The organism is Streptomyces sp. NPDC006372, from assembly GCF_040612515.1.
Lineage (GTDB): Bacteria > Actinomycetota > Actinomycetes > Streptomycetales > Streptomycetaceae > Streptomyces.
Map to the genome: position 1 here is coordinate 35201 of NZ_JBEXQJ010000037.1, position 20296 is coordinate 55496.

Below are 20296 nucleotides of genomic sequence, written 5' to 3' on the forward strand. Positions count from 1 at the left end.
CGCACACGTATTCGAAATTTGGTCTATGGTGGGGGTGAGGTAGCTGGGAACAGACGTTCGATAGCCGAGTTGCTCACGAGTGCGGGAGGTGCGTGTGCCGGGGTTCACGCATCTGCACACCGTCTCCGGATTCTCCCTGCGATATGGAGCCTCGCATCCGGAACGGCTGGCCGAGCGCGCCTCCGAGCGGGGTATGGACGCCCTGGCTCTCACCGATCGCGACACGCTGGCCGGTGCCGTCCGGTTCGCGAAGGCCTGTGCGAAGGCAGGGGTCCGTCCGGTGTTCGGGGCGGATCTGGCGGTGGCGGGAGTGGAACCCCCCGAGCCCGGGCCGCGGAGCCGGCGTCGCACCCCGGTGCGGGGTGGTGCCTTTGTCGACGAGTCGGCCCCTCGTGTCACCTTTCTCGCCCGGGACGGTGGCCGGGGGTGGGGGGAGCTGTGCCGGCTCGTGTCCGCGGCGCACGAGGCGGAGGGAACGCCCCTGCTGTCCTGGGAGCGCAATCATGCCGAGGGGCTGACCGTGCTGCTCGGGCCCGATTCGGAGGTCGGTCGTGCGCTGGCCGCCGGGCGTCCCGACCGGGCCGCGAGGCTGCTCGTGCCCTGGCGGGAGGTCTACGGCGACGCCCTGCGGCTGGAGGTCGTCTGGCATGGCCGGAAGGGAACGGGGCCCGGCTCCCTTCGGCTGGCCGCCCGTACCGTCGGGTTCGCCGCCGAACAGCGGATCCGGCCCGTGCTCAGCAACGCCGTGCGGTACGCCGACCCTGGGCTGGGGCCGGTCGCCGACGTCCTGGACGCCGCCCGTCGGCTGGTGCCCGTCGACCCGGCCAAGGGGCTGGACTCCGGTGCGGCCTGGCTCAAGGACGCGGAGGCCATGTTCGGGGTGGCGGAGCGGATCGTGGTGGCCGCGGGGTTCCGGCAGGACACCGCGCACCGGCTGGTGGAGCAGACCGAGGCCACGGCCGCGGAGTGCCTGGTCGACCCCGAGGACGACCTCGGGATCGGGACCGTCCACTTCCCCGAGCCGCACCTGGTCGGCGCCGGCCGCCGCACCGCCCAGCGGACGCTGGCCTCACGGGCCGCGGCGGGGATGGTGCTGCGCGGGTACGACCGGCGGCGGGACTACTGGGAGCGGATGCACCACGAGCTGGACATCATCGCCCACCACGGGTTCGCCTCCTACTTCCTGACCGTCGCCCAGGTGGTCGACGACGTGCGGGAGATGGGCGTACGGGTCGCCGCCCGGGGGTCCGGGGCGGGGTCGCTCGTCAACCATCTGCTCGGGATCGCGCACGCCGATCCGATCGAGCACCGGCTGCTGATGGAGCGCTTCCTGTCGAAGGAACGCGTCGTGCTGCCCGACATCGACATCGACGTGGAGTCCGCACGCCGGCTGGAGGTCTACCGCGCGATCATCGACCGGTTCGGCACCGAGCGGGTCGCGACGGTCGCGATGCCGGAGACGTATCGCGTCCGGCATGCCATCCGTGATGTGGGGGCCGCCCTGTCCATGGATCCGGCCGAGATCGACCGGGTCGCCAAGTCCTTTCCCCATATTCGGGCGCGGGATGCCCGTGCGGCACTGGAGGAGTTGCCCGAGCTGCGCGCGCTGGCCGGGGAGAAGGAGAAGTACGGGAGGCTGTGGGAGCTGGTCGAGGCGCTGGACGCGCTGCCGCGCGGCGTGGCCATGCATCCGTGCGGGGTACTGCTCTCCGACGCCTCCCTGCTCGCGCGTACGCCGGTCATGCCGACCAGCGGCGAGGGTTTCCCGATGTCGCAGTTCGACAAGGACGACGTCGAGGACCTCGGGCTGCTGAAGCTCGACGTGCTGGGGGTGCGGATGCAGTCGGCCATGGCGCACGCGGTGGCGGAAGTGCGTCGGGCGTCGGGTGTCCGGGTCGATCTGGACGCCCTGCCGCCGGGGGATCCGGAGACGTACCGGCTGGTCCGGTCCACCGAGACGCTCGGGTGCTTCCAGATCGAGTCGCCCGGGCAGCGGGACCTGGTCGGACGGCTCCAGCCGGCCACTTTCCACGATCTCGTCGTCGACATCTCACTGTTCCGGCCCGGGCCGGTCGCCGCCGACATGGTGCGGCCGTTCATCGAGGCACGGCACGGGCGGGCGCCGATCCGCTACCCGCACCCGGATCTGGAGGAGCCGCTGCGGGACACGTACGGGGTCGTCGTCTTCCACGAGCAGATCATCGACATCGTCGACATCATGACCGGCTGCGGGCGTGGTGAGGCGGACCGGGTGCGGCGCGGGCTGTCGGACCCGGAGTCGCAGGCGCGGATCAAGGTGTGGTTCGCGCAGCACGCGGCGGCCCGGGGTTATGACGCGGAAACGATTCAGCGGACCTGGGAGATCATCGAGGCCTTCGGGTCGTACGGCTTCTGCAAGGCGCACGCGGTCGCCTTCGCCGTGCCGACGTACCAGTCGGCCTGGCTGAAAGCGCATCATCCGGCCGCGTTTTACGCCGGGCTGCTCACGCACGACCCCGGGATGTACCCGAAGCGGCTGCTGCTGGCGGACGCGCGGCGGCGCGGGGTGCCGGTGCTGCCGTTGGACGTGAACAAGTCGGGGGTCGCACACCGTATCGAACTGGTGTCCGGTATTTGGGGTCTGAGGCTGGCCCTCTCCGATGTGCACGGCATCAGCGAGGCCGAGGCGGCGCGGATCGCCGAGGGGCAGCCGTACGACTCACTGGTCGACTTCTGGGAGCGGGGCCGGCCCAGCCGTCCGCTGGCGCAGCGGCTCGCGCAGGTGGGAGCGCTGGACGCGTTCGGCGCCAACCGCCGGGATCTGCAACTGCATCTGACCGAACTGCACCGGGGCGCCCGGGGTGGCGGCGGTGGCCAGTTGCCGTTGGCCGGGGGACGGAAGACCGCGCCGGCCGGGCTGCCCGACCTCACCTCCTCGGAGCGGCTCAGCGCCGAGCTGGGCGTGCTGTCCATGGACGCCTCGCGCAATCTGATGGACGACCACCGGGCGTTCCTCGACGAGCTGGGCGTGGTGTCGGCGCGGCGGCTGCGCGAGGCCCGGCACGGGGAGACGGTGCTGGTCGCCGGCGCCAAGGCGGCCACCCAGACGCCGCCGATCCGGTCCGGCAAACGCGTCATCTTCTCCACCCTGGACGACGGCACGGGCCTGGTCGACCTGGCCTTCTTCGACGACTCGCACGATGCCTGCGCCCACACCGTCTTTCACTCCTGGCTGCTGTTGGTGCGCGGAGTGGTGCAGCGGCGCGGCCCACGCAGCCTCAGCGTGGTGGGCGCCGCCGCCTGGAACCTCGCGGACCTGCTGGAAGTGCGCCGGGAAGAGGGGCTGGAGGGGGTGGCGGCCCGGCTGGCCGGGACAGGCGACGGCGATCTCGGTGACGACGGCGAGGGGGCCGCGCGCCGGCGGCTCGCCGGCTCGGAGGGGGCGCCCGCACCGGCGGGCTCCGCGGCCCAGGACCCGATGGAGCAGCGGAGGATCCGCATGTCCACGGGGTACGAGATGCACCCCTGGGCCGATCTGCGTCCCGCGGGCGAGGGGCCCGCGGTGGGAAGGAAGTTGTGGCACCAGAGTCCGGGGAGTGCGGGATGACCATCCTCTGTGTACGTTTCCAGCTGCCTCCGGCGAGCGAGGCGGATCTGCCCCAGCTGCTCGGGATGCTCGAGGAGTTCACGCCCGTCGTCCAGGCCCTGCCGCCGGACGGGGCGCTGGCCGACCTGCGGGGCGCCGAGCGGTACTTCGGGCGGGACGCCGTCGAACTGGCCTCGGTGATCCGGGTGCGCTCGCTCGCGCTGTACGGCGTCGACTGCGTGATCGGTGCCGGGCCCGGCCCGATGCTGGCCCGGGTCGCGCTGCGTGACGCCGTGCCCGGGATGACGTGTGCGGTGCCCGACGAGCCGGGGGCCGTCGTGGAGTTCCTCGCCGGCAAACCCGTCGCCGCGCTGCCGGGTGTGGGCGCGGCGACCGCCCGCACGCTGGACGACTACGGACTCGACACTCTCGGCAGGGTCGCCGCCGCGCCGCTGTCCACGCTCCAGCGGCTGGTCGGCGCGAAGGCCGGACGCGAACTGCACGAGAAGGCGAACGGAGTCGACCGCGGCCGGGTCGTACCGAACGCCGTCTCCCGGTCCCTCGCCACGGAACGCCCCTTCGGGCGCGACGAACTGGACCCGGACCGGCACCGCCGGGCGCTGCTGTCGGCCGCCGAGGAGATCGGCGCCCGGCTGCGGACCCTGGACAAGGTCTGCCGCACGCTCACCCTCACCGTGCGCTACGCCGACCGGTCCGCCACGACCCGCAGCCGCAAGCTGAACGAACCGACCGCGCACTCACCGGCGCTGACCAGGGCCGCGTACGGCATGTACGAGGCGCTCGGCCTGCAGCGCGCCCGGGTGCGGGTGATCGCCCTGCGCGCCGAGGGGCTCGACCCCGCCGACCAGGCCTCCTACCAGCTGACCTTCGACCCCGTGGACGAGCGGGTCCGCCGTATCGAGGAGGTCGCGGACCGCGCGCGAGCCAAGTTCGGGCCGCGGGCGGTGATGCCCGGGGGGTTGGCGGGGCGGGCGGCGTAGACCCTCCCGCCTGACGTCAGTTGGCCCACGGCGGCACGATGCGGGTGCCGTCGGCCAGTCGTGCCTCCAGACCGACGGAGGTGGTGACCCAGGAGTACGCGGTCCGGTCGGTCGGGTTCTCGACGGCCAGGGTGGCACCGGCGTTGACGATCACGGTGTCACCGGCCGTGATCCGGTCGGTGTGGCCATCGAGGGTGATCAGCAGTTCGCCGTCGAGCAGATGGAAGATCTCCTCGCGGCTGACGGTGTGCGCCGGTGCCTTGAGGCCGGCGGGGATCTCGCCCCGCCAGGCGCAGAGTTCCTCGCTGCCGCTGCGTGGGGTGGCGTACGAGACGAAACGGGCGCCGTGGATCTCGTGGGTGACGGCTTCGGTCGCGCGGATGACGGGCATGGCTGCCTCCAAGCTGGGCGCACGGCAAGTGGTCAAGTGGCTTGACTATATGGTCAAGTTACTTGACCGTCACGTCAAGGGTGTTTCAATGCATGCGTGCAGAACTCCGAGGCCATGGCCCTGTCCGCCGCCCTGCTCGCCGCCGCCGGCGGGCTCACCCAGCGCATCCACGAGGGCGTGGTCGCCCGTGGCTTCGAGGGGCTGCGACCCGCGCACGGTTTCGCCTTCGCCCGGCTCGCTCCGGACGGCGCGACGGTCACCGACCTCGCCGTCCACCTCGGCGTGACCAAGCAGGCGGCCAGTCAGCTCGTCGACGAGATGGTCCGCAAGGGGTATGCCGAGCGGCGGGCGCACCCCGAGGACGCGCGGGCGCGGCTGGTCGTGCTGACCGGCCAGGGTCGGGCCTGCACGCGGGCGGCGGAGGAGGCCGCCGCCGAGGCCGTACGGGAGTGGGGTGCGGTGCTGGGGGAGAGGGAGGTTCGGGCGTTGCGGGAGCAGTTGCTGCGCATTGCGCCCCAGGGGCCTGTCCGGCCCGCCTGGTGAGGGAGTGCCGGGCGGGCCGGTCGGTGGCGGTTATCGCTCGAAGTTTTTACTGACGCGTAACTTCCCAGTTTGGCTACCCGTCCGTAACTTGACGAGTGAACAGCATCCTCGTGATCCGGATCACAGGGCGTCGTGCCGTCGCACCTCCCTTGACCCGCAAGGAGATCACTCGATGCTGCCCTGGAAGCGAGTCCTCAGACCCCTGGCCGCGCTGCTGCTGACCGCTGCGGCCGTCACCGTCCCCGCCACCACCGCGACCGCGGCCGCCGCTCCGAGCGCCGGCTGGAACGACTACTCCTGCAAGCCCTCCGCCGCCCATCCCCGCCCCGTCGTCCTGGTCCATGGCACCCTCGGGAACTCCGTCGACAACTGGCTCGGCCTCGCCCCCTATCTGACGGCCCGCGGCTACTGCGTCTTCTCCCTCGACTACGGACAGCTCGAGGGCGTGCCCTTCTTCCACGGCCTCGGACCCGTCGAGAAGTCCGCCGGACAGCTGGAGGACTTCGTCGACAAGGTGCTCGCCGCCACCGGCACCGCCGAGACCGACATCGTCGGACACTCGCAGGGCGGCATGATGCCCCGCTACTACCTGCGATTCCTCGGCGGCGCCGGCAAGGTGAACGCCCTGGTCGGCATCGCGCCCAGCAACCACGGCACCGACCTGAACGGCTTCACCAACCTGCTGCCCTACTTCCCGGGCGCCGCCGACCTGTTGACGAAGGCCACGCCCGCCCTCGCCGACCAGGTCACCGGCTCCGACCTCCTCAAGCGGCTCAACGCGGGCGGCGACACCGTGCCCGGCGTGCGCTACACCGTCATCGCCACCAAGTACGACGAGGTGGTCACGCCCTGGCGCAGCCAGTACCTGAGCGGGCCCGGCGTGCGCAACGTCCTGCTCCAGAACCTGTGTCCGGTGGATCTGTCCGAGCACGTGGCCGTCGGACTGTTCGACCGGATCGTCTTCCACGAGGTGGCCAACGCGCTGGATCCCGGGCGGGCCACGCCCACCACCTGCGCGTCGGCGTTCGACTGACACGTGTACGTCCGGCACGTGACGGGCTGACACGTGTAGACGAAACGTTTCGGGGCCTGTCCGGCCTGAGCCGCCGGACAGGCCCCGAGTCCTGGATCAGCGGCCCTGCCGGCCGCCGCTCACCGCCCGGCGCCGGGTCGACAGGAACAGGGCCGACGAGCCGAGCGCCAGTGCCGCCGCGCCGCCGACCGCGAGGTACGTGGTGCTGCTGTCACCGCCGGTCTCGGCGAGGTTTCCGGTGGCTCCGGCTGCCTTCGGCCGGTTGGCGGCGGCTGGTGCCGCCTTCGGCCGGGCCGGGGTGGTGTTCTCCGGGGCAGCGGCCGGCTTCGCCGAAGTGCTGGGGTCGTCGTCGCCGTGCCCGTGGTGCTCGATCGTCGACTTGCTGTTTCCCTCCTCGATCTGCTTCTTGGTGGGAGCGGAAGCGGTCGGAGCCGGGGCAGCACCGCCACCCCCGGCCTTGGCGGCACCGCCGAAGGTGACGTCCGAGCACGAGTAGAACGCCTCCGGGCTGTCCGACCGCTGCCAGACCGCGTACAGCAGGTGCTTGCCGGAGCGCTTCGGCAGGCTGCCGGAGAAGGTGTAGAAGCCGCCCTCGGCGGCCGGGTCGGTGGACGTCGCCACCGGGTTCTTCAGGTCCAGGTCCTTCCAGGCGAGCGGCTTGGCCGGGTTGTAGCCGGGCTTGGTGATGTAGACCTTGAAGGTGCCCTTGTGGGGGGCGGTCACGCGGTACTTGAAGGTGTGTGAGCCGCCCCGCACGGAGGTCGCGGGCCAGTCGGCGCGGGCCAGGTCGAGCCCCTTGAACTCCGCGTTGCCGGCGCTGCACAGCTTGCCGTCGGGTATGAGCTGCTGGTGCCGCCCGCCGGCGTCCCCGATGCGGATGCCGTTCCAGTCGTACAGGGCCTGGGTGCCGCCCGCCGCGACCGCCGCCTTGCACGCGGCCGACTTGGGGCTCTCGGGGCCCTCGGCGTAGCACTGCGAGACCCGGCTGACCGGGTCGCCCATCGAACCGTGCGCGGCCGCCGGTGTGGCGGTCAGCGCGGTCAGGGCGAGCGGGACGGCGCCGAGGGCGGAGACGGCGACTGCCTTACGGCGTGCGGGCATGCGGGAACTCCTCGAAACGGTACGGGGAACAGGGCCGGTCCCGAGCGGGCCGGATCCCGTGGGGTTGATCCGAAGCTAGCCCCAGGAAACCGTGAAATCGCCTGCTGGGGGCGGGGGGAGGAGATCCTTATGGCCGCGTTAAGGAAGTGCTCAGACTGGCATCAGGTAGGTACCGTGCACGGCATGGAGGACGAGGAGATCCGGCCGGCCGGCGCCGCCGACGTACGCGTCGTCAGGGACGTGATCGACGCGGCCTTCCGCCCCTACATCGAACGCATCGGCCAGGTGCCGCAGCCCATGACGGAGGACCACGCGGCGAACGTGGCGGCGGGAAAGGTGTTCGTGACGGGTGAGCCCGTGATCGGACTCGTCGTGGTCGAGGCGTTCGCGGACCACCTCTTCCTCGACACCGTCGCCGTCCACCCCTCCGCACACGGCAGGGGAGTGGGACGACGGCTGCTGCGGTTCGTGGACGCGCACGCGCGAGCGCTCGGCCTGCCCGAGATCAGGCTCTACACGAACGCGATGATGTGGGAGAACCAGCAGATCTATCCGAGGTACGGCTACGAACTCGTGGAACGCCGCGGGGACGGGCCCTACGACCGCCTCCACTACCGCAAGCGGCTGCTCTGACGCGTCTCATGACCGGCACCGGACGCTCAGCTGTCCGGCCACCAGGTGCGGGCGATGTCCTTGCGGACCTCCGGGCGCCCGGCGGGGCGCTCGTCGATCTCGTCGCGGACCCGGCGGACGTCCGGCTTCTTCAGGGGCTTCTGCACGGTCACACGGCGCATGGCTGCCTCCTTGGGGCCTACCGGGTTCCGCGTTCTCACGGAGGTAGACCTTTCGGGGGAGGGTTACTCATCGCTCCTGGTCTGTCAGTGGCGGCTGTCACGATTCGAGTGTCAGTGGCGGGTGTCACTCTTGGGCGCATGACCAACGACAGGGGCGCAGTGACCTCGGGGAACACCGGCGGCGGCATGGACTGGGACGCGCGGGCCGCGACCTTCGACGAGGAGCCGGACCACGGGCTGCGCGACCCCGGGGTGCGCCGCGCCTGGGCCCGGCGGCTGCGCGGCTGGCTGCCCGGACGCGCGGGTGACGTCCTCGATCTGGGCTGCGGCACCGGCAGTCTGTCGCTCCTCGCGGCCGAGCAGGGACACCGGGTGACGGGCGTGGACCTCTCCCCGGCGATGGTGGCGCTCGCCCGGCGGAAACTGGCCGGGCGTGACGCGGTGTTCCTCGTCGGTGACGCCGCGAGGCCACCGGTCGGGGAGCAGCGCTTCGACGCCGTGCTCGTACGGCACGTCCTGTGGGCCCTGCCCGAGCCCGGCCGCGCTCTGCGGCACTGGGCCGGACTGCTGCGACCGGGAGGACGGCTCGTGCTGGTCGAGGGCGTGTGGGGGGCGGCCGAGCCGGTGGGCATACCGGCGGAGCGGCTCGCCGGGCTCCTCGCCCCGATCGCCGGGCAGGTGCGTGTGGAGCGGCTGTCGGACGACCCGCTGCTGTGGGGCGGGGAGGTCACCGACGAGCGGTACGCGGTGGTCGCGCTGGGCGGGGTCTCAGACCAGGAGGGCGGTGAAGTCGCCGCCGCGGGCCAGTGACTCCAGGTCGTCCAGCGCGGACAGTGCGGCTGCCGCCGCTTCGGGGTCGGTCCGTGCGAGCCCGCTCTCGGCGAACTCGTCCTCGTCCAGGCGGCGTACGTCCGTGCCGTCCGCGGACACCCACAGGTCCAGGTCGAGGTCCTCCACGACCAGCTCCGGACCCGAGCGCAGGGCCGGGCGGGTGATGTCGCAGTACCAGCCCTTCAGCGCGCCCGTGGCGGAGCGGACCTCCTTGATCGCGTACCAGCGGTCGCGCCAGTAGTACTCCGTGAAGACGTCCCCGGGCTCGAAGCGGACGAACCCGAAGTCCCGCACGCCGCCGCCCGCCCACGGGGCGCGGACCGCGACCCGGGTGCCGTCGTCGGACAGGAGCTCGCCGGTGTAGCGGATCTTCGTGCGGCCCGCCTTGAGCAGGACGACGTCCAGCTGTTCAGCGGAGTTCTCGGACATAACGCACTTCCTTCGCGCAGATCTCGTAGCCGAGCCACTTGTTGATGGCGATCATCGGATCGTTCCCGGTGTCGTTGCCGGTGAACGCCTCCGTGTACCCCGCCGCCCGGGCACGGTACAGGGAGCCGGTCTTGGCGAGCTTCGCCAGGCCCCGGCCGCGATGGGCGCGGGCCGTGCCGGTCATGGCGGTGCCGTAGCGCGTGCCGCCGTCGGTGTGCGCCACGCTGAAGGCGGCGGGGCGGCCGTCGACGACCGCGACCGTCGTCAGTTCGCGGTCGAGGAGCGGATGCTTCCAGTGCTCCTCCAGCCAGGCCTCGTAGTCGCTGAACCCGGTTTCGATGTCGCTCGGTTCGTCCACCGCCGTCATCGCGTCCAGTTCGTAGATCGGGCGCGGGTCGTCGGCGTAGTCGGCGGCCGTGCGCAGCTCGACGCCCGGCGGCACCTCCTGCCGGGGCGGCAGCGTGCCGGAGGCCAGGTCCAGGCGCAGGAAGTACGCCGAACGGCTGGCCCGGAAGCCTTTCCGCTCGGCGAAGGCGCGGTTGTCCGGCTCGTCCAGCACCCACGCGAACAGCTTCCTGACGCCCAGGGCGGCCAGACGCTCCTCGGCGGTGCGCAGCAGGAGCGAACCGGCGCCGCGGCGCCCGTGGCCCGGGCGCACGTAGATGTTGGCCGAGCCCTGGCCGGGTTCCGGGCTGTCGTGGGCGACGCTGATCTGGGCCGTGCCGATGATCTCGCCGGCCTCCTCGGCCACGAGCTGTCCGAAGTGGGCGTCCGGATGGGCGTGGATCAGGGTGTGCACCACGGACTCGGGCGTGGACAGCATGAAGGGCAGGGCGAGACGGCGGGTGGTGGAGAACCCCTCGGCATCGGCTCGCACATCGGGTCGCAGGTCGCGCACGATCACGGTCATGGAGGCGCACGCTACGTGGGGCGCGTCCCCGGCGCTTCCCATTTTCCGCGCGGGGTACGGGACAATCGGCCTGTGACCTTGAGGATCGACATCGACGACAGTGCCCCGCCGTACGAGCAGGTGCGGGCCCGGATCTCCGAGCAGGCACGGTCGGGAGAGCTGCCCGTGGGGTACCGGCTGCCGACCGTGCGGGGGCTGGCCGAGTCGCTGGGACTCGCAGCGAACACCGTCGCCAAGGCGTACCGGGCGCTGGAGGCGGACGGGGTGATCGAGACGCGGGGGCGGCACGGCACGTTCGTGGCTGCCGCCGGCTCGGCGGCTGAACGGGAGCTGGCGGCAGCGGCCCAGGCGTACGTGGAGAGGGCTCGGCGGCTGGGGCAGGGGGAGGACGTGGCCCTCGCCGCGGTACGGGACGCCCTGCGGGCGGCCCACGGGGAGTAGGGCGGGGCTCTGGCCGGCTGAGCGGGATTCCGCATCGCCGGATTCCGCCGTCGGGGCCGGGCGCCGTTGCGGTGGAGGGCCTAGCCGGCCTGCGTCAGACGCTCCGGCGTCCGTGTGACCGGCAGGTCCGCCGATCTCCCGAGGCGGGCGAACGTCCTCGCGTCCGCCACCGCCGCGCCGCCCGGGTCGTTGTTGAAGTACGTGTAGACGTCCTCACCGTCGGGCCACGTCGTGGCGACGCGGTCGAGCCAGGTGGCGAGGGAGCGGCGGCCGTAGCGTGGCCAGGGCTGGGCGCGGCCCTGGTGGAAGCGGACGTAGCCCCAGTCGGTGGTGCGCCACAGGGGCGTTGCGGGGCGGGCCAGGACGTCGGCCCAGCACAGGGCCGCGCGCCGGGCCCGCAGCACCGCGCGGACCTCCGGCGTCCACCAGGAGTCGTGGCGGGGCTCGACCGCGACCCGTGTCGAGGCGGGGAAGCAGGCCAGACAGGCGTCCAGGAGGCCCGGGTCGGCGCGCAGGTTGGGCGGGAGCTGGAGCAGGACCGGGCCGAGACGGTCGCCCAGGCCCGCGGCATGACTCATCAGACGCCGCACCGGCTCCTCGGGGTCCTTGAGCCGCTTGATGTGGGTCAGGTAGCGGCTCGCCTTGACCGCGATCACGAAGTCCGCCGGAACCCGCCCGCGCCAGTCCTCGAAGGTCTCCCGGGCCGGCAGCCGGTAGAAGGCGTTGTTGATCTCGACGGTGGCGAAGTGCGCCGCGTACTCCTCCAGCCAGAGCCGCATCGGCAGCCCGGACGGGTACAGGACGTCCCGCCAGTCCTTGTACTGCCACCCGGACGTGCCGACGAAGAGGGTCATAACCCCATCAAAACACCGGCCGCGACGGACCTCCTACAGATACAGCCCGGCGTCCGCGCCCCCGCGCGGCTCCGGCAGGGCCGTCGGGGACGTGCCCCGGCGCAGCGCGTACAGCTCCGCCAGGGTCGCGCCCTCACGGCCGATGCCGTCCTCCCCGCCCAGCCAGCTCACCGCCTCCGGCCGGGTCAGCGGGCCCACCTCGATCCGGGCGAGGCAGCGGCCGGGGCGGACCACGGCCGGGTGCAGGCGCTCCAGGTCCTCGTTGGTCGTGACCCCGACCAGGACGTTGCGGCCCTGGCCGAGCAGCCCGTCCGTCAGGTTCAGCAGCCTCGACAGGGCCTGACCCGCCGTGTGCTTGGCCTCTCCGCGGATCAGCTCGTCGCAGTCCTCCAGGAGCAGCAGCCGCCAGCGGCCCTTGCCCGCCGAGTCCTCCTCGCCGATCGCGATGTCCATCAGATAGCCGACGTCGCTGAACAGCCGCTCGGGGTCGAGGACGCAGTCCACCTGGCACCAGTCCCGCCAGGACCTGGCCAGCGTCCGCAGTGCCGACGTCTTGCCGGTGCCCGGCGGGCCGTGCAGGAGGAGGAGGCGGCCCGAGATGTCCTCGGGGGTCGTCTTCATCAGGCGGTCCATCGCGTCTGCCACCGGCGCGGTGTAGTTGGGCCGGACCTCGTCCCAGGTGCCCGCCGCGATCTGGCGGGTCGTGCGGTGCGGGCCCCGGCGCGGGGAGACGTACCAGAAGCCCATCGTCACGTTGTCCGGCTGAGGTTCAGGCTCGTCCGCCGCGCCGTCCGTGGCCTGGTCGAGCACCTTCTTCGCCAGCTCCGCGCTGGTCGCCGTCACCGTGACGTCCGCGCCCCGGTTCCAGCGGGAGACCAGCAGCGTCCAGCCGTCGCCCTCCGCCAGCGTCGCGCTGCGGTCGTCGTCCCGGGCGACGCGCAGCACCCGGGCACCGGACGGCAGCAGCGTCGCCCCGGACCGTACGCGGTCGATGTTGGCGGCGTGGGAGTACGGCTGCTCGCCCGTCGCGAAGCGGCCGAGGAACAGCGCGTCGACGACGTCGGACGGGGAGTCGGAGTCGTCGACGTTGAGCCGGATCGGCAGTGCCTCGTGCGGGTTTCCAGACATAGCCGCCATGATCCGGCACGGGGCCGCCGCGTGCACCCCGTTTCCCGGTGCACGCGGCATGTCGCCCGGCCGCAGGTCAGGCCACGGAGCGCGACACCACCCGCCGGGTCCGTCGCGCCCCGCGGACCACGGCGTACCCCTTGGTCAGGGCACGGTCCCCGGCGAACGTACGGGCGATCGCCCGGCCCTGGACCACCCGCTCGAACTCGGCGAGGCCGGTGCTCCGGCGCACCGTCACCCGCCGCAGGGCGTACGGCCCCTGCGCGCGGCGGGCGAGGCCGTTGCCGACGGCGAGGGCCTGGGCGTACCCCGTCTCGCGCACCGCCTGCCGGACCCGGCGGCTGGAGTAGCCGTAGGGATAGGCGAACGAGGCCGGTACGACGCCCAGTTGGTCCGTGACGATCTCCTTGCAGTGGATCAGCTCGAACCGCAGGGTGGCGTCGGAGACCTGGTCGAGCTGCGGGTGGCTGTGGCTGTGCCCGCCGATCTCGACCCCCGCCGCCGCGAGCTCGCGGACCTGGTCCCAGTCCAGCATGGTGTCCAGGGCGCCCCCGGTGTCGTACGGCCCCCGGAGCCACCCCGTCGAGACGAACAGGGTGGCCGGGAAGCCGTGCTCGGCGAGCGCGGGCAGGGCGTGCCGGTGCACGCCCTCGTAGCCGTCGTCGAAGGTGATGAGGACCGGCCGCTCGGGCAGCGGGCGGCCGGAGCGCCAGCGGGCCCCGAGGTCGGCCGTGGTGAGCGGGGTGAGACCCCGGTCGGCGAGCACCGCCATCTGCTCGGCGAACGCCTCCGGGGTCACCGACAGGGCGCGGGTCGCCTCGTTCGGATCGGCCGCGACCGCGTGGTACATGAGGATCGGTACGCGTGCGTCACTCACGGGGCGCCACCTCCACCTCGGGCACCCGGAACGTCGTCCCGCCCCGGCGCGCCCGGACGCTGCCGACCACGTAGCCTCCCGCCGCCGTCAGCACCCCGGCGACGATCGCGCCCGCCCGCCCGGCACCGCCCGGCCGGGCCAGCAGGGCGTCCCGCAGGCCGCGGGCCACCCCGGCGGGCAGGACCCGGGTCGTGTAGCGGCGTTCGGACTCGAGTCCCTTGCCGGCGCCGACGCTTCGGGCCACCAGGGCTTTGGACAGGCCCTCGGCGTAGGTGCGCGTCCGGAAGTAGCGGAAGTGCTCGCGCGCCTCGGGCACCCGGTGGTGGATCACCGCCCGGTCGTCGATCAGCAGCACGGCGTCCGGCCGGGCGCGGCTGAGCCGGATGCACAGTTCCGTCTCCTCGCAGCCCAGCGGGCGTTTGTCGCCGTCCCTGCCGATGCCGGTGGCGAAGCCGCCCGCCGCGTCGAAGGCGCTGCGGCGGAACGAGGCGTTGCCGCCGAGCACGTTGCGCACCCGGACCCGGCCGCGCGGCAGGCCCCGGTAGGTGCAGCCCACCACCCAGTCGAACTCCTCCGGGAACCAGCCGGGCCTCCGGCCGGACGCCCACACCGGCTCCGTGCGCCCGCCGACCGCCATGACGCGCGGGTCGGTGTACGCCTCGGCGAAGTGCCGCAGCCAGTCGCGCTCGGCGACGGCGTCGTCGTCGAGGAAGGCGACGACCTCGCCGCGCGCGGCCGCGATGCCGGTGTTGCGCCCGGCGGACAGGCCGCGGGGGCCCGCGTTCGCGAGCACCCGCACCACAGCGCCGTCGGAGGTCCCCTCGTACTCCTTGTACTCCTTGGCCAGTCGCTCCCGGAGCGTCGCGTTGTGGTCGACGACCAGCAGCGTCTCCAGGGCCGGCCGCGACTGCGCCCGCACCGAGGAGACCGCCGCGAGGATGTCCTCCCAGCGGTCCTCGGTGTACGCGCAGATCACGACGGAGATGCCGGGACCGCTCAAGACACCTCTCCCCGCACGGCGGCCGGCATCGGCGACCGGGACGAGCGGCGGCGCAGCGCGCGCCGGTTGGAGCGTTCCTGGAGGATCACCCTGAGGACGCGCAGCCCGTCGCGCACGGCCCGCAGGTTGCTGGTGCCGTGGATGCGCAGGTACTCGTGGCTCGGTATCTCCTGCACCTTGAGCCCGGCCTTGACGACCCGGATGTTCATCAGGGTCTCGACCTCGAAGCCCGTGCAGTCGAGGTCGATCTTGTCGAGGCAGTGCCGCCAGAACGCGTTGTACCCGTAGCACAGGTCGGTGTACCGGGCGCCGAACTTGCGGTTGACGGCCGTGCACAGCGCCCAGTTGCCGAGCTTGCGGATGAAGGTCATGTCGTCGGTGCCGCCGCCGTTGGCGAAGCGGGAGCCCTTGGCGAAGTCCGCGCCGGAGACCAGGGCCGAGACGTACGACACGATCTCGTTGCCGTCGGCCGAGCCGTCCGCGTCGACCATCACGATGATGTCGCCGGTGCAGGCCTGGAATCCGGTGATCAGGGCGTCGCCCTTGCCTTTGCCGCGTTGCTCGACGACCTTGACGTCGGGCCACAGCCCGCGGGCCACCTCGACGGTGTCGTCGGTGGAGTTGCCGTCGACCAGGACCACTTCGTGTATCCAGTCGGGCAGGGTCTTGAAGACGTAGGGCAGGTTCTCCGCCTCGTTCATGGCCGGGATCACCACGCTCACCGGCGGCGCGATGGCCAGGTGGGAGGAGACGGGTCGGTACTTGGCGGCAGTCGGCGGATGCGGGTCCGTCGCGGCCGGCTGCAGAACTGAGCTCATGAGTCTGGTCCCTCTCAATCCGGTGGACCGCCCCCCCAGGGCAGTCCGGATCCAGTCCGGTTCGAAAGGGGGGTTCTCACCCGTGGCACGCCGAGATGGAGCTTCGGGCACGCCGGGTGAGCTGGCTAAAGCTGGCCGACCGCGAAAAACGGCAGCCGACCGCGCGGCACGGCCCGGTCACCACGTGCGGTCACCGAGCACGGCACCCCCCTACCGCGCCCCGCGCCGGTTCGTCGCGGTCCTTGAGCCCTCCCCTGGAGCCGCTTACTGACGGACCGATGCGGGTGAGATGTATGACGGTATTGACGATTGAACCCGTATGGCAAGACCTGGAACGGCCTCTCACGTTTTTGTTGTTTTGTTCGTTGAGACATGCTTTTTGTGGGGCGGAAGTTGAAAGATTCGGTCACGCGAAACAACCGTTCCCCGAAGGCTCGGTCCGCCTCCGGGGAACGGTTGTTCAGGTACTGGTGTCCGTGCCGGTCACTGCACGAGCTTCAGCAGCCGGTTCGGCGAGCCCGAACCCGCGCTGGTGACCTTGCCGGTGGTGGCGCCGTTCACCAGGGCCGCGGCGACCTGGGCCGGGGTGGACGAGGTGTGGCCCGCCAGGTATACCGCCGCCGCGCCCGCGACGTGCGGGGTCGCCATCGAGGTGCCGGAGATGGTGTTGGTCGCGGTGTCGCTGGTGTTCCAGCCGGCCGTGATGGAAGAGCCGGGCGCGAAGATGTCCAGGGCCGAGCCGTAGTTGGAGTAGCTCGCCTTGGCGTCCGTGCTGGTGGTGGCGCCGACCGTGATCGCCTCGGCGACCCGGGCCGGGGAGGACGAGGAGGCGGTGGTGCTGCTGTTGCCCGCGGCGACGGCGTACGTGACGCCGCCGGCTATGGAGTTGCGGACCGCCGTGTCCAGCGAGGCCGAGGCACCGCCGCCGAGTGACATGTTGGCGACCGAGGGGCCGGAGTGGTTCCGCGTCACCCAGTCGATGCCCGCGATCACGCCGGCCGTGGTGCCGGAGCCGCTGTTGTTCAGCACCCGCACGCCCACGATCTTCGCCTTCTTGGCGACGCCGTAGGTCGAGCCCGCGATCGTGGTGGCCACGTGGGTGCCGTGGCCGTTGCCGTCGGAGGCGTCGTTGTCACCGTCGACGGCGTCGTAGCCGTGCGCGGCCCGGCCGCTGATCTGCTGGTGGGTGATGCGCACCCCGGTGTCGATGACGTAGACCGTCACCCCGCTGCCCGCGCTGTCCGGGTAGGTGTAGGTGCCGGAGAGCGGGAGCGAGGTCTGGTCGACGCGGTCCAGGCCCCAGGGGGCGTTGGTCTGGGTGGCGGCCAGCCGGACGCGCTGGTTCTGCTCGACGGAGGCCACCGCCGGGTCGGCGGCGAGCCGCCTGGCCTCGGTGGCGGAGAGGGTAGCGGAGTAGCCGTTCAGCGCCGTGCCGAACGTCTTCTCGACGGTGCCTCCGTACTGCTTCACGAGGCCCTTGCCCGCGGCCGAGGACGCCTTGAGGCCCCCGCTCCGCTTGAGCGTGACGATGTAGCTGTCCTTGACGGCGGTGGGTGAGTCCGCGGCGAGCACCCGGCCTTCGGCGGGGGCGGCCTGAGCGGGGAGGGCGGTGAGCCCGCCCACGAGGGCGGCGGTCGCCGACAGGGTGATCGCGGCGAACCCGAGTCTCTTGCTACGCAGTTGTGCCATTACGAGGGAGTCCTCCTCCAGGCGGCGCGCGCCTGGGTGGGGCGCGCGTCATGTGGGGGGTGTGCGCGTGCTCGCGCACACGGGACCGGGAGCGTCGCGTTCCGCTCTCGGCCGGAGTAAAGCGTCGACCAACTACCGGCGTAGAACAAGAGAGTTGAGCATCAGTCAACAAATCTGTCATGGGCACGTAACAAGCGAGGTCGGTCACGTAACAAGAGGCGTGGTGAACGCGCCACGCGCCGTGAAAAGGGCCGAAAAGACTTGGCATGGACACTTCCTGTCAACACGCGTAGCTGCTACGACGGTTAAGGCAGAGATCCTGCTAAAGGAGGTTCCATGAGACGTTCCCGATTTGTCGTCTTCGTGAGCTCACTCCTCCTCGCCGTCGGCACCGCCCTCACCGGGGCGGCGACGGCGCAGGCGTCCCCACTCGCCGCAACCGGCGGCTATGTGGCGCTCGGTGACTCCTACTCCTCCGGAGTCGGCGCCGGCAGCTACATCAGCTCCAGCGGCGACTGCAAGCGCAGCACGAAGGCCTTCCCCTACCTCTGGGCCGCCGCCCACTCACCCTCGACGTTCGACTTCACGGCCTGCTCGGGCGCCCGAACGGGTGATGTTCTGTCCGGTCAGCTCGGCCCGCTCGGCAGCGCCACCACCCTGGTCTCCGTCAGCGTCGGCGGCAATGACGCGGGATTCGCCGACGTCATGACGACCTGTGTGACCCAGTCCGACAGCACCTGCGTCTCCCGCATCAACACCGCCCGGTCGTACGTCGACTCCACGCTGCCCGGCAAGCTCGACGGCGTGTACTCGGCGATCCGCTCCAAGGCACCCGGCGCCCGCGTCGTCGTGCTCGGCTACCCCCGCTTCTACCAGCTCGGCACCGCCTGTCTCGGCCTGTCCGAGACCAAGCGCAAGGCCATCAACGACGCCTCCGACCACCTGAACACCGCCATCGCCAAGCGTGCCGCCGACCACGGATTCGTCTTCGGTGACGTCCGCACCACCTTCACCGGCCACGAGATCTGCTCCGGCGACTCCTGGCTGCACAGTGTCAACTGGCTCAACATCGGCGAGTCGTACCACCCGAAGGCCCCCGGCCAGTCCGGCGGCTATCTGCCCGTGCTCAACGCCAACGACTGACCGTCCGGCCGGAGTCCGTGCCCCGCCCCGGCCCCGCTCAGCCGGAGTCCGCATCCGTGTCCGAAGGAGAAGGGGAGGCCCCCTCCGGCGGGGTCTCCGTCTCACACGTCACCGAGAACGACACCGACTCGGACTTCGTGCGCACCGGCTCCCGCACCTCGACACTGATCTCGTTCTCGAACGTCCCGGTCTTCTCGTTCGTCGTCAGGGTCACCGCGTCCTGCTTCGAACGCCCGCCGCCCTCCGGGAAGGACAGCGTCTTCCAGTTCCGGTCGGTCAGCGAGCCGTCCTCCGTGACCCAGCGGTAGCGCACCTCGGCGGGCAGCCGGCCCACCGTGAACGTCGCCGTGAACCGGGGCGCCTCGGCGCTCGGCGGCGGACACTCGCCCGCGTAGTCGGTCCGGCTGCCCGCCAGGGACACCCGCACCGACTGCGGTGGCGGAGAGCTCTCCTCGCTCTCGGTCTCGCTCGGCGTCGGGGACGGGCTGGACTTCTCGCTCTCGGTGTTCCGCGACGGGTCACCGGTCGCGGCAGGCGTGGTCAGCCCGCCACCCCGGTCGGTGTTCCCGGAACCCTCACCGCCGTCCCCGCGGTTCAGCAGCGCGTACGTCAGCCCGCCCACCGCGAGCGCCAGCACGGCCACGCCCGCGACCAGCACCCGGCCGGCCCGGCGGTCGCGCTCCGGACGGGTGGCCGTCGTCGTCGCACCCGACCCCGCCGGTGCCGGCCCGCCCGGGAACGGCATCGGGGGCGTGGGCGAGGGCTCGGGGTGTCCCGCCACCGTCGGCGGGAAGGGGGCCGCCGGCAAGGGACCCGTGCGCGGCGAGCCGCCCGCGCCGATGACCCGCAGATCCTGCTCGGCCCGGTCGGCCGGCAGCCGCTCCGACGGATCCTTGCGCAGCAGCCCCTCGATGACCGGGGCGAGCGGGCCGGCCCGACGCGGCGGCGGCAGCTCCTCGTCGACGATGGCGCGCAGCGTGCTCAGCGGGGTGTCGTGCCGGAAGGGGGAGTGGCCCTCGACCGCCGCGTACAGCAGCACGCCGAGCGACCACAGGTCGGACTCCGGGCCGGGCGTGCGGCCGAGCGCCCGCTCCGGGGCGAGGAACTCGGGCGAACCGATGACCTCCCCGGTCATGGTCAGCGCGGAGCTGCCCTCGACCATGGCGATCCCGAAGTCGGTGAGCACGATCCGGCCGTCGTTCGCGATCAGCACGTTGGCCGGCTTCACGTCCCGGTGCAGCACCCCCGCCTCGTGTGCCGCCCGCAGCGCGGCCAGCACCTCGGCGCCGATGTGCGCGGCACGCTGCGGCGGCATCGGACCCTCGGAGTCCAGGACCTCGGCCAGGGACAGCCCCCGGACCAGTTCCATGACGATCCACGGCCGGCCTTCGTCCGTCGCCACGTCGTACACCGTGACGACGTTCCGGTTGGCGACCCGGGCCGCCGCCCACGCCTCCCGCTCCAGCCGGGCGTACATCCGCTGCACGTCGTCGGCCCCGAGCCCCGCCGGGGCGCGCACCTCCTTGACGGCGACCTCGCGGTGCAGCAACTCGTCGCGGGCGCGCCACACCGTCCCCATACCGCCCTCGCCGAGCGGTGCCAGGAGCCGGTAGCGGCCCGCGATCACACGCTCATGGCCCGGTTCTTCGGACACGGCGCCCCCATTCGCAGCCGGGCGAACTCTCCACGAGGTCTCTTTTCCCCATGAGGCCGGAATTCCTCACGACGTCCCGTTCCCACGGCCTTCT

General features: G+C 72.0%; 20 protein-coding genes. 8 read left to right on the forward strand and 12 right to left on the reverse strand.

The window, feature by feature from the left end; translation table 11 throughout:
* The first annotated feature begins 94 nt into the window (after window positions 1-94).
* On the forward strand, window positions 95-3586 hold the full coding sequence (locus ABZ016_RS35910; RefSeq protein WP_356920914.1) for a DNA polymerase III subunit alpha: 3492 nt from the start codon (window positions 95-97) through the stop codon (window positions 3584-3586).
* Window positions 3583-4566, forward strand: a complete 984-nt coding sequence (locus ABZ016_RS35915) for a hypothetical protein (protein ID WP_356920915.1) — start codon at window positions 3583-3585, stop codon at window positions 4564-4566. The genes ABZ016_RS35910 and ABZ016_RS35915 overlap by 4 nt, the downstream gene beginning before the upstream one ends.
* A gap of 16 nt (window positions 4567-4582) precedes the next feature.
* Here the strand turns inward: ABZ016_RS35915 and ABZ016_RS35920 are convergent, their stop codons facing one another.
* Window positions 4583-4957, reverse strand: coding sequence for a cupin domain-containing protein (locus tag ABZ016_RS35920; RefSeq protein WP_356920916.1), 375 nt, complete (start codon window positions 4955-4957; stop codon window positions 4583-4585).
* 96 nt (window positions 4958-5053) lie between these two features.
* Here ABZ016_RS35920 and ABZ016_RS35925 point away from each other — a divergent pair, with 96 nt between their 5' ends.
* Together ABZ016_RS35925 and ABZ016_RS35930 are read left to right on the forward strand one after the other, a co-directional pair.
* Window positions 5054-5500, forward strand: a complete 447-nt coding sequence (locus ABZ016_RS35925; protein WP_356920917.1) for a MarR family winged helix-turn-helix transcriptional regulator — start codon at window positions 5054-5056, stop codon at window positions 5498-5500.
* A 172-nt stretch (window positions 5501-5672) separates the two neighbouring features.
* The gene (locus ABZ016_RS35930) at window positions 5673-6533 is read left to right on the forward strand and encodes an alpha/beta fold hydrolase (protein ID WP_356920918.1); all 861 of its coding nucleotides are present in this window, start codon (window positions 5673-5675) and stop codon (window positions 6531-6533) included.
* A 96-nt stretch (window positions 6534-6629) separates the two neighbouring features.
* On the opposite strand, the gene ABZ016_RS35935 is transcribed toward ABZ016_RS35930, so the two are convergent.
* A complete protein-coding gene (locus ABZ016_RS35935) occupies window positions 6630-7634 on the reverse strand; it encodes a lytic polysaccharide monooxygenase (protein ID WP_356920919.1) in 1005 nt (334 codons plus the stop codon).
* A 183-nt stretch (window positions 7635-7817) separates the two neighbouring features.
* Here ABZ016_RS35935 and ABZ016_RS35940 point away from each other — a divergent pair, with 183 nt between their 5' ends.
* Entirely contained in the window at window positions 7818-8267 is a 450-nt protein-coding gene (locus ABZ016_RS35940; RefSeq protein ID WP_356920920.1) for a GNAT family N-acetyltransferase, read from the forward strand.
* A 26-nt stretch (window positions 8268-8293) separates the two neighbouring features.
* Here the strand turns inward: ABZ016_RS35940 and ABZ016_RS35945 are convergent, their stop codons facing one another.
* Window positions 8294-8428, reverse strand: coding sequence for a hypothetical protein (locus ABZ016_RS35945; RefSeq protein WP_356920921.1), 135 nt, complete (start codon window positions 8426-8428; stop codon window positions 8294-8296).
* A gap of 138 nt (window positions 8429-8566) precedes the next feature.
* Between ABZ016_RS35945 and ABZ016_RS35950 the strand changes: the two genes are divergently transcribed.
* Entirely contained in the window at window positions 8567-9238 is a 672-nt protein-coding gene (locus ABZ016_RS35950; protein WP_356920922.1) for a class I SAM-dependent methyltransferase, read from the forward strand.
* On the opposite strand, the gene ABZ016_RS35955 is transcribed toward ABZ016_RS35950, so the two are convergent.
* Window positions 9197-9688 (reverse strand): DUF402 domain-containing protein, encoded by a 492-nt coding sequence (locus ABZ016_RS35955; protein ID WP_356920923.1) that lies wholly within the window; start codon window positions 9686-9688, stop codon window positions 9197-9199. The two genes, ABZ016_RS35950 and ABZ016_RS35955, sit on opposite strands and share 42 nt — an antisense overlap.
* Entirely contained in the window at window positions 9669-10598 is a 930-nt protein-coding gene (locus ABZ016_RS35960; RefSeq protein WP_356920924.1) for a GNAT family N-acetyltransferase, read from the reverse strand. Before ABZ016_RS35960 ends, ABZ016_RS35955 begins: the two co-directional genes overlap by 20 nt.
* A 72-nt stretch (window positions 10599-10670) precedes the next feature.
* Here ABZ016_RS35960 and ABZ016_RS35965 point away from each other — a divergent pair, with 72 nt between their 5' ends.
* Window positions 10671-11039: a GntR family transcriptional regulator gene (locus tag ABZ016_RS35965; RefSeq protein WP_356920925.1), complete on the forward strand. Its 369-nt coding sequence runs from the start codon at window positions 10671-10673 to the stop codon at window positions 11037-11039.
* Between the two features lie 80 nt (window positions 11040-11119).
* Here ABZ016_RS35965 and ABZ016_RS35970 read toward each other — a convergent pair whose 3' ends face one another.
* From ABZ016_RS35970 to ABZ016_RS35995, 6 genes are all read right to left on the reverse strand, one after another.
* Window positions 11120-11893: a DUF72 domain-containing protein gene (locus tag ABZ016_RS35970; RefSeq protein WP_356920926.1), complete on the reverse strand. Its 774-nt coding sequence runs from the start codon at window positions 11891-11893 to the stop codon at window positions 11120-11122.
* A gap of 33 nt (window positions 11894-11926) precedes the next feature.
* The gene (locus ABZ016_RS35975) at window positions 11927-13021 is read right to left on the reverse strand and encodes a DUF5925 domain-containing protein (RefSeq protein WP_356920927.1); all 1095 of its coding nucleotides are present in this window, start codon (window positions 13019-13021) and stop codon (window positions 11927-11929) included.
* A gap of 76 nt (window positions 13022-13097) precedes the next feature.
* Complete coding sequence (locus ABZ016_RS35980; protein WP_356920961.1) at window positions 13098-13871, reverse strand: polysaccharide deacetylase family protein; 774 nt, start codon at window positions 13869-13871, stop codon at window positions 13098-13100.
* 19 nt (window positions 13872-13890) lie between these two features.
* Entirely contained in the window at window positions 13891-14898 is a 1008-nt protein-coding gene (locus ABZ016_RS35985) for a glycosyltransferase family 2 protein (protein ID WP_356920928.1), read from the reverse strand.
* Complete coding sequence (locus ABZ016_RS35990) at window positions 14895-15716, reverse strand: glycosyltransferase family 2 protein (RefSeq protein ID WP_356920929.1); 822 nt, start codon at window positions 15714-15716, stop codon at window positions 14895-14897. The genes ABZ016_RS35985 and ABZ016_RS35990 overlap by 4 nt, the downstream gene beginning before the upstream one ends.
* A gap of 483 nt (window positions 15717-16199) precedes the next feature.
* Entirely contained in the window at window positions 16200-17405 is a 1206-nt protein-coding gene (locus ABZ016_RS35995; RefSeq protein ID WP_356920930.1) for a S8 family peptidase, read from the reverse strand.
* A 336-nt stretch (window positions 17406-17741) separates the two neighbouring features.
* On the opposite strand from ABZ016_RS35995, the gene ABZ016_RS36000 reads away from it, so the two are divergent.
* A complete protein-coding gene (locus tag ABZ016_RS36000; protein WP_356920931.1) occupies window positions 17742-18548 on the forward strand; it encodes an SGNH/GDSL hydrolase family protein in 807 nt (268 codons plus the stop codon).
* A 37-nt stretch (window positions 18549-18585) separates the two neighbouring features.
* Here ABZ016_RS36000 and ABZ016_RS36005 read toward each other — a convergent pair whose 3' ends face one another.
* Window positions 18586-20202 carry a serine/threonine-protein kinase gene (locus ABZ016_RS36005; protein WP_356920932.1) on the reverse strand — a complete coding sequence of 539 codons (1617 nt, stop codon included), beginning with the start codon at window positions 20200-20202 and terminating at the stop codon, window positions 18586-18588.
* Window positions 20203-20296: the final 94 nt, after the last annotated feature.

Coding starts and splice junctions, on each gene's coding strand:
- ABZ016_RS35915 (WP_356920915.1), top strand. CDS start 3,583: ATGACCATCCTCTGTGTACGTTTCCAGCTGCCTCCGGCGAGCGAGGCG.
- ABZ016_RS35920 (WP_356920916.1), bottom strand. CDS start 4,957: ATGCCCGTCATCCGCGCGACCGAAGCCGTCACCCACGAGATCCACGGC.
- ABZ016_RS35930 (WP_356920918.1), top strand. CDS start 5,673: ATGCTGCCCTGGAAGCGAGTCCTCAGACCCCTGGCCGCGCTGCTGCTG.
- ABZ016_RS35935 (WP_356920919.1), bottom strand. CDS start 7,634: ATGCCCGCACGCCGTAAGGCAGTCGCCGTCTCCGCCCTCGGCGCCGTC.
- ABZ016_RS35940 (WP_356920920.1), top strand. CDS start 7,818: ATGGAGGACGAGGAGATCCGGCCGGCCGGCGCCGCCGACGTACGCGTC.
- ABZ016_RS35945 (WP_356920921.1), bottom strand. CDS start 8,428: ATGCGCCGTGTGACCGTGCAGAAGCCCCTGAAGAAGCCGGACGTCCGC.
- ABZ016_RS35950 (WP_356920922.1), top strand. CDS start 8,567: ATGACCAACGACAGGGGCGCAGTGACCTCGGGGAACACCGGCGGCGGC.
- ABZ016_RS35955 (WP_356920923.1), bottom strand. CDS start 9,688: ATGTCCGAGAACTCCGCTGAACAGCTGGACGTCGTCCTGCTCAAGGCG.
- ABZ016_RS35960 (WP_356920924.1), bottom strand. CDS start 10,598: ATGACCGTGATCGTGCGCGACCTGCGACCCGATGTGCGAGCCGATGCC.
- ABZ016_RS35970 (WP_356920926.1), bottom strand. CDS start 11,893: ATGACCCTCTTCGTCGGCACGTCCGGGTGGCAGTACAAGGACTGGCGG.
- ABZ016_RS35975 (WP_356920927.1), bottom strand. CDS start 13,021: ATGTCTGGAAACCCGCACGAGGCACTGCCGATCCGGCTCAACGTCGAC.
- ABZ016_RS35980 (WP_356920961.1), bottom strand. CDS start 13,871: ATGTACCACGCGGTCGCGGCCGATCCGAACGAGGCGACCCGCGCCCTG.
- ABZ016_RS35990 (WP_356920929.1), bottom strand. CDS start 15,716: ATGAGCTCAGTTCTGCAGCCGGCCGCGACGGACCCGCATCCGCCGACT.
- ABZ016_RS35995 (WP_356920930.1), bottom strand. CDS start 17,405: ATGGCACAACTGCGTAGCAAGAGACTCGGGTTCGCCGCGATCACCCTG.
- ABZ016_RS36000 (WP_356920931.1), top strand. CDS start 17,742: ATGAGACGTTCCCGATTTGTCGTCTTCGTGAGCTCACTCCTCCTCGCC.